This window comes from Gluconobacter sp. OJA (assembly GCF_039638325.1).
Taxonomy (GTDB): domain Bacteria; phylum Pseudomonadota; class Alphaproteobacteria; order Acetobacterales; family Acetobacteraceae; genus Gluconobacter; species Gluconobacter cerinus.
Genome location: NZ_JBDIWI010000001.1, coordinates 1,917,095 through 1,925,000, shown reverse-complemented (window position 1 = coordinate 1,925,000; position 7,906 = coordinate 1,917,095). Strand labels below are relative to the sequence as shown.

Sequence of the window (7,906 nt, the reverse complement as noted above, 5' to 3'; positions counted from 1 at the left end):
CTTTGCAAGCAGGGGGTCGTCGGTTCGAACCCGTCTGCCTCCACCACCTTTGGTCGAGATTTCGGTCTCCTGAATGTGGTGAAGAGCTCAAAATCTGGTCACTGGGAAAATCATAGGAAATGGGAAGTCTGTTTCCTGATCCTGTCACCGCATAGTCGGATGAAGCGTCAGGGATGTTGGGTCTTTTAGAGTGTGAATAGGTTGGTGCACTGTCTGCGTGTACCGTTCTCGGGTTGGTCTGACCCGTCTGCTGTTTGGCTTAGGCTGAAGAGCGGCGTTAAGAGAACGGATGAAGCATTCAGACGGTGACAAAAAGAGTGTGACTGACACTGTCGTGTACAGACGTCGGCACCACCTCAGGGTGTGGCTGGTTTCTGTGCATGTGTTTCATCAGCAATGATGATTTGATGGTGTGAGAATGAGAAGGGCGTTCGGTGGATGCCTTGGCACTAAGAGGCGATGAAGGACGTGGTACGCTGCGAAAAGCCATGGGGAGCCGCGAACAGGCTTTGATCCGTGGATGTCCGAATGGGGCAACCCCCTCGCAAGAGGATCATGTACTGAATACATAGGTGCATGAGGCAAACCCGGGGAACTGAAACATCTCAGTACCTGGAGGAAAAGACATCAACAGAGATTCCGCTAGTAGTGGCGAGCGAACGCGGAGCAGGCCAATGCCTTACCAAGAAGAAGCAGAACGGTCTGGAAAGTCCGGCAATAATGGGTGATAGCCCCGTATGCGTAGTGTCTTGGTGAGGATTCGAGTAGGGCGGGGCACGTGAAACCCTGTCTGAACATGGGGGGACCACCCTCCAAGCCTAAATACTCCTTAGTGACCGATAGTGAACAAGTACCGTGAGGGAAAGGTGAAAAGCACCCCGATAAGGGGAGTGAAAGAGACCTGAAACCGGACGCCTACAAGCAGTCGGAGCCTCTTATGGGGTGACGGCGTACCTTTTGTATAATGGGTCAGCGAGTTTCTGTTTGCAGCGAGCTTAAGCCGTTAGGTGTAGGCGTAGCGAAAGCGAGTCTGAATAGGGCGAATGAGTTGCTGGCAGAAGACCCGAAACCGAGTGATCTAGCCATGGCCAGGCTGAAGGTGCGGTAACACGCACTGGAGGGCCGAACCCACGCCTGTTGAAAAAGTCGGGGATGAGCTGTGGCTAGGGGTGAAAGGCCAATCAAACTCGGAGATAGCTGGTTCTCCGCGAAATCTATTGAGGTAGATCGTCGGGTGTTTACCCTGGGGGGTAGAGCACTGGATGGGCTAGGGGGGCCCAAAGCCTTACCAAACCTAACCAAACTCCGAATACCCAGGAGTATAGCCCGGCAGACAGACAGTGGGTGCTAAGGTCCATTGTCGAGAGGGAAACAGCCCAGACCACCAGCTAAGGCCCCTAAATCGTGGCTAAGTGGGAAAGGATGTGGGGATTCCAAAACAACCAGGAGGTTGGCTTAGAAGCAGCCATCCTTTAAAGAAAGCGTAATAGCTCACTGGTCTATTAGAAACCCTGCGCCGAAAATGTAACGGGGCTCAAGCCACGTGCCGAAGCTGTGGGTGCATTCTTATGAATGCGCGGTAGCGGAGCGTTCCGTAAGTCTGCGAAGGAGGCGGGGTGACCCCCTCTGGAGATATCGGAAGTGCGAATGCTGACATGAGTAGCGACAAACAGTGCGAGAAACACTGTCGCCGAAAGTCCAAGGGTTCCTGCGCAAGGTTAATCCACGCAGGGTGAGCCGGCCCCTAAGGCGAGGGCGAGAGCCGTAGTCGATGGGAACTAGGTGAATATTCCTAGGCCTGCCAGAAGTGACGAATGAGAAATGTTGTCTGTCCTTATCGGATTGAACAGGCTTTTCGACCATTCCAGGAAATAGCTCTGGCGTATAGACCGTACCCGAAACCGACACAGGTGGACTGGTAGAGAATACCAAGGCGCTTGAGAGAACGATGCTGAAGGAACTAGGCAAATTGCTCGTGTAACTTCGGGATAAACGAGACCCAATCGTGGGCAACCATGGTTGGGTGGCACAGACCAGGGGGTAGCGACTGTTTAGTAAAAACACAGGGCTCTGCGAAATCGTGAGATGACGTATAGGGCCTGACGCCTGCCCGGTGCCGGAAGGTTAAGAGGAGATGTGCAAGCATTGAATTGAAGCCCCGGTAAACGGCGGCCGTAACTATAACGGTCCTAAGGTAGCGAAATTCCTTGTCGGGTAAGTTCCGACCTGCACGAATGGCGTAACGACTTCCCCACTGTCTCCAGCATCGACTCAGCGAAATTGAATTCCCCGTGAAGATGCGGGGTACCCGCGGTCAGACGGAAAGACCCTATGAACCTTTACTGCAGCTTTGCAGTGGCATCAGGAAAATCCTGTGTAGGATAGGTCGGAGGCTTTGAAGCCGGGGCGCCAGCACCGGTGGAGCCACCCTTGAAATACGACCCTGAATTTTTCTGATGTCTAACCGAGACCAGTAAGCCTGGTCCGGGACCCTGCATGGTGGGCAGTTTGACTGGGGCGGTCGCCTCCCAAAGTGTAACGGAGGCGCGCGATGGTGGGCTCAGGCCGGTCGGAAACCGGCTGTCGAGTGCAATGGCATAAGCCCGCCTGACTGCGAGAATGACAGTTCGAGCAGAGACGAAAGTCGGCCATAGTGATCCGGTGGTCCCACGTGGACGGGCCATCGCTCAACGGATAAAAGGTACTCTAGGGATAACAGGCTGATCTCCCCCAAGAGTCCACATCGACGGGGAGGTTTGGCACCTCGATGTCGGCTCATCACATCCTGGGGCTGGAGCAGGTCCCAAGGGTTCGGCTGTTCGCCGATTAAAGTGGTACGTGAGCTGGGTTTAGAACGTCGTGAGACAGTTCGGTCCCTATCTGCCGTGGGTGTAAGAGACTTGAGAGGATTTGTCCCTAGTACGAGAGGACCGGGATGAACATACCTCTGGTGCACCGGTTGTCACGCCAGTGGCACAGCCGGGTAGCTAAGTGTGGACGGGATAACCGCTGAAAGCATCTAAGCGGGAAACCCACCTCAAAACGAGGTCTCATAGAGCCGTGACAGACCATCACGTTGATAGGCCGGGTGTGAAAGTGCAGTAATGCATGCAGCTAACCGGTCCTAATCGCTCATACTTCTCACATCAAACACATGCACAGAAATCAGCCACACTCATAAAACACCAACCTCCACCCACTCTCAAAAAGACTGGGTGGGCTAGAAGACCTGGTGGCCATTGCGAGGGCCCTACACCCGATCCCTTCCCGAACTCGGCCGTGAAATCCCTCAGCGCCTATGATACTGCACCTCAAGGTGCGGAAAAGTCGGTCGCCGCCAGGTCCCCTAGCCCACTCATCACTCCCAAAACACCAACATCACCATTACCACCGCGGGGTGGAGCAGCCCGGTAGCTCGTCAGGCTCATAACCTGAAGGCCGTAGGTTCAAATCCTACCCCCGCAACCAGTGATACCGACACTCCCGTGAGCAAAGCTCCGGGAGTGTTCGTGTTTCTAGCCTTTCCAATGGCTTGCCGCTCAATCCAGTTCAGGATTGTGCTCAGTTCTCCATACAGAATCGCGTCACTCTCGCCCCGGTTCGGGCCGGGAGTAAGCACGACCTTCTCGATCAGTGCCCGCAGTGCCTCGGCGGCTTCCAGCCGTTCTTCGGGATGGTTGAGGGCGTCGGTCATCCGGGCGTAGATCGCCGAAGCGCTCGGCAGCAGATGGAGGGTTCGAAAAACCGCTAGTTTTGGGTCTCTCTGTATGATTCCATTCCTCATGTCGTGATTTGGGGAATTGGCTCATGAACCAGCCGGGTTTCTTTGATGTTGAAGAGCGTTTGGCTCGCCTGAGCGGGCTTGGCGATCAACTTGAGGCGTTTTCCCGGACTGTGGATTTTGAAGCGTTCCGCCCTGATTTGGACAAGACCCTGGCGTATTCCGATGGAAGCAAGGGCGGACGACCGCCATTTGATCCCGTTTTGATGTTCAAGATTCTGGTGATCCAGACGTTGAACAATTTGTCTGATGAACGGACGGAATATCTGATCAACGACCGCATCTCCTTTATGCGCTTCCTTGGTTTGGAGCTTTCAGATCAGGTGCCGGATGCCAAAACGGTCTGGCTGTTCCGCGAACGTCTGACACAGGCGGGTACGATCGATGGGCTGTTCAACCGCTTTGACGCAATCCTGCGCAACGCCGGGTATTTAACGATGTCAGGCCAGATCCGGGATGCCACACTGGTGGCTGCTCCAAAGCAGCGGAACACCAAGTATCTTCGGGAAGGACGGATCCCACAGGAGTGGCAGGACAAACCCGCAAAGCTGTCGCACAAGGATCGTCATGCACGCTGGACGCTGAAGTTCACGAAAGCAAAGCGCCAGGATGACGGGAATATGCCCGCAACAGATCTGGCCATCCCGTTCTTTGGCTACAAGTCGCATATTTCCATCAACCGAAAATTCCGGCTGATCCGTAAATGGAAGGCGACAGATGCCGCGGCCAGCGATGGTGCCAGACTACGCGAGGGCCTACTGGATAAAACCAATATGGCACCAACAGTCTGGGCTGATACAGCCTACCGCTCGAAAGCCAATGAGAACAGCAGGGATTTGTTTCGAAGGTTCACAGGAAGAAGCCTCATCTCAAACCCATGCCCCGCCATATCCAGCGGTCCAACGCCGGGAAGTCGGTGATCCGATCCCGTGTCGAGCATGTCTTTGCTGATCAGAAATCGCAGACAGGATTGTTCGTCCGAACCATAGGGATAACGCGGGCCACCATGAGGATCGGGCTGGCCAATATCGTCTACAACATGCGCCGCTTTCTCCTCCTAAAGCGGATTAACGCTGCCTCGTAGCAACCCAGAGCATGAAACCCTCGCTCTGCTCAAATCGCAGAGCGAAAATCAGGCTAAGGAACCAGAAATCAACACGTCAAAAACCTGAAATTAGGCGCAAGAGCAGTCAATCAAAGGTTTTTCGAAACCTCTATTTCCGATGATATGACGCCGCATATCGCACCACTCGGCTGAGAGCATATTTCTCTGACAGGAGACTATCGCTCAAATGCCAGTGAAGATTTCATGGAAAAGCAGGGCTTTGTCTCGAAGTTTCACAGGAAAGAAGCTGCACCTCAAACTTATGCCCAGGCATATCCAGAAATCCAACACCGGAAAGTCGGTCATTCGATCGCATGTTGATCGTGTTTTTTCTGACCAGAAGTCACAAACGGGACTGTTTATTCGAAAAATCGGCATCGTTCGAGCTACCATCAATCAACACACCACAATCCTGAAATCAAGGGCCAGACGCATTAATCAATGGTTTTTCGATCCCTCACTTTCCATAGGCTCAAGGACTGGTGGCGGTTCGCAACCCGCTATGACAGATAACCGACTGTCTTCTTCTCGACTATCTACCTCTTAGAACCATACAAATAAGTTTATTGGAAAGTTACTTATGTGAAAAAAGTATCTTTCCATATTCATGTATGGACCTAGCTGTTTCCATAAATATACGATTTTCTGATTTTGAAAAAATTACATAGATATAAACAGGGTCTAGTGAAGGAGATATTTTTACTTCGGTGCATAAATTTTTTGATACAGCGTCTCTGACAACACACTCAGATGAAACAAAGGGGCATCCCCGCGTCATGCCTTCTTCGAAAGCGGTATGAAAAGCATCAACAATGCCTAACGCGTTGGGAAGTTTGTCGAACGCTTCTCCTGAAAATTTAATTAGGCTGCATGTGTTTCCATCCACAACATCAATAAGAGGTATTTTGCTTATCTCAATTGGTGTGTAAATCTTATTAAAGTCAACAATACTACAATTTGATGGAGAAAATATTCCGATGTTCACTATCGAAATATTTTTCAATAACATATCATGGGTTTTTTTTATTTTCTCTACTGCTTCCAATAAAGATAGTAGGTTTACCTGGCTTAATGCTATTAAGGCTAGCACTGGAAGACAAATTTATTCGGATATCGAGATTTTCTTTAACATTTTTAGGTATACCGGGAATGGCAACGTTATTAAGAAGCCATTCAGTCGCTATAATATCAATTTCTAAAATACTATGAGACAAATTGAATTCAAATCTTCTAATTTCTTCTATCTTTTTTTTCAATAAATTTTCCGTAAATCATCGCCTCTTGGGTTGGTAAAACTCTACCATCTATTTTTTCCATCAGTTTTATTTTCAACTGCACTTCAAGCGCCCGAATTGTTCGCGAAATGGTCGATGGATAGGTTCCTAAAGTATCGGCCGCTTTTGCAAGACTTTCTGAACGAAAAAAAACAGCAAAAACCTCACGATCACTTAGTGCCGCCTTGCGAGTTTTATCAAACACAAATTTATACCTGTTAGCTATTTATTATCAAAATTCGAAATATCCGCTTAGCAGTCTGCCCGAGATCTGAGAACTCCTGTTCTCGAAGCATTTTTGCAAATCTCTTTGCAGAAATACTTCGATACACAAGTGAAATCCACTGTTAATGGAAGGCTAACGCGACAAAATTGATTGGCTTATAATGAGTTTTAATTTTTGCAACGGGGTCATCACAGGTCCTTGCGCGATCTCTCGTGCAGCAGTCGTGGCGTTCTTGTGATGTCGGAAGAGCAGACACTTTCCCCAGATAAAAATACGTCGCTAGCTCCTTCTCCTTATCCCCCGGTGTTTGCGATTCCGACGCAAGCCGGGCCTAAGGGAATAAGGTTTGATTTCAATGCAGGTTGCCGGGTTAAATTACCGCTTCAAGACGGTGTAACGTGGCGTATCAAGCTCCGCGATCTCGATACGGGGAACGTTCTGTTCGAGCATGGCGGCCTGACAGACGCTCTGGTGACCTCCAGTAAACGCTGGTTCGTAAGGTTCGGGATTGAAGTCTGGCAAGAGAGTACCACTTCGGAAAATCTTCCCGTCTTTACCCATCATTACGATGCGACCGGGCAGGACGTGCTGGTCCAGTTTCCGATTGGAACTTTGGGCGACACGTTGGCCTGGATGCCTTATGCCGCTCGATTTGCAGAGAAGCATGGCGCTCGTCTTACTTGTGCGCTGTCAAAGCTGATCTTGCCCTTATTTGAATCTGCTTATCCGCATATTCGCTTTGTGACGCATGAAGACGTTGTAGAGCAGAAACTGGCGGAGCGTTTTTACGCCACCTACAGCTTAGGCCTCTTTTTCGATGATACCGCGTGTGACTGGCAGGCGACAGATTTCCGTTTCGTCGGACTCCATAAGACTGCAGCGTACATTCTCGGTGTAAATCCCGCAGAAGAACCGGCCAAAATTCAGCTCCTGGATGAGGGACGTCCTCTCGAGGAACCTTATGTCTGCATCGCGGTCCAGGCATCGTCTCAATGCAAGTACTGGAACAATCCGACTGGCTGGGCAGAGGTTATCGCCTGGTTGAAAACTCAGGGATACCGTGTTGTCTGCATTGATCAGAAGCCGGTCCATGGAACCGGAATCGTCTGGAACCATATTCCACACGGGGCTGAAGATCAGACGGGAAATCGTCCTCTTGCAGAGCGTGCTCGATGGCTGAAGCACGCTGATTTCTTTATCGGAGGAAGCTCGGGACTGGCCTGGCTGGCGTGGTCAACCGGCACTCCTGTTGTGATGATTTCCGGCTTTACTCATCCAACAAACGAATTCGAAACGCCGTACCGTGTCATGAACTGGCATGTCTGCAATTCGTGCTGGAATGATCCAAAAGAGCGTTTCGATCACCATGATTTTCTGTGGTGCCCAAGGCACGCGAACACATCCCGACAGTTCGAGTGCACACGCCTGATTACGAGCGAACACGTGATCGGGAAAATAAAATCAATCCATCTTTCGGAAAAATTCAATCATGAGCAGCGCGAAAAGGCTTAAAATATGAC

The 7,906-nt window shown here is 50.8% G+C and carries 3 protein-coding genes, 2 tRNA genes, 2 rRNA genes and 2 pseudogenes (1 of these 9 only partly in view); 7 read left to right on the top strand and 2 right to left on the bottom strand.

Features of this window, described 5'->3' with window-relative positions; genetic code table 11:
- From ABDK75_RS08735 to ABDK75_RS08710, 6 genes and pseudogenes are all read left to right on the top strand, one after another.
- Positions 1-46: transfer RNA gene (locus tag ABDK75_RS08735), tRNA-Ala, on the top strand (it extends 30 nt beyond the left edge of the window).
- 365 nt (positions 47-411) lie between these two features.
- Positions 412-3,148 (top strand): 23S ribosomal RNA (locus ABDK75_RS08730).
- An 80-nt stretch (positions 3,149-3,228) separates the two neighbouring features.
- Positions 3,229-3,343: ribosomal RNA gene (gene rrf / locus ABDK75_RS08725) — 5S ribosomal RNA — on the top strand.
- A 48-nt stretch (positions 3,344-3,391) separates the two neighbouring features.
- Positions 3,392-3,468 (top strand) — tRNA-Met (locus ABDK75_RS08720).
- A gap of 339 nt (positions 3,469-3,807) precedes the next feature.
- Positions 3,808-4,865 (top strand): annotated as a pseudogene (locus tag ABDK75_RS08715) (IS5 family transposase).
- 198 nt (positions 4,866-5,063) lie between these two features.
- A pseudogene (locus ABDK75_RS08710) lies at positions 5,064-5,280 on the top strand (IS5/IS1182 family transposase); the annotation flags it as partial.
- 180 nt (positions 5,281-5,460) lie between these two features.
- Here the strand turns inward: ABDK75_RS08710 and ABDK75_RS08705 are convergent.
- Both ABDK75_RS08705 and ABDK75_RS08700 read right to left on the bottom strand, forming a co-directional pair.
- Positions 5,461-5,976, bottom strand: coding sequence for a hypothetical protein (locus ABDK75_RS08705; protein WP_346005585.1), 516 nt, complete (start codon positions 5,974-5,976; stop codon positions 5,461-5,463).
- 140 nt (positions 5,977-6,116) lie between these two features.
- Complete coding sequence (locus ABDK75_RS08700; RefSeq protein WP_346005584.1) at positions 6,117-6,365, bottom strand: LysR family transcriptional regulator; 249 nt, start codon at positions 6,363-6,365, stop codon at positions 6,117-6,119.
- Between the two features lie 258 nt (positions 6,366-6,623).
- Here ABDK75_RS08700 and ABDK75_RS08695 point away from each other — a divergent pair, with 258 nt between their 5' ends.
- Positions 6,624-7,898 carry an autotransporter strand-loop-strand O-heptosyltransferase gene (locus tag ABDK75_RS08695; RefSeq protein ID WP_339408714.1) on the top strand — a complete coding sequence of 425 codons (1,275 nt, stop codon included), beginning with the start codon at positions 6,624-6,626 and terminating at the stop codon, positions 7,896-7,898.
- The last annotated feature ends 8 nt before the right edge of the window (positions 7,899-7,906 follow it).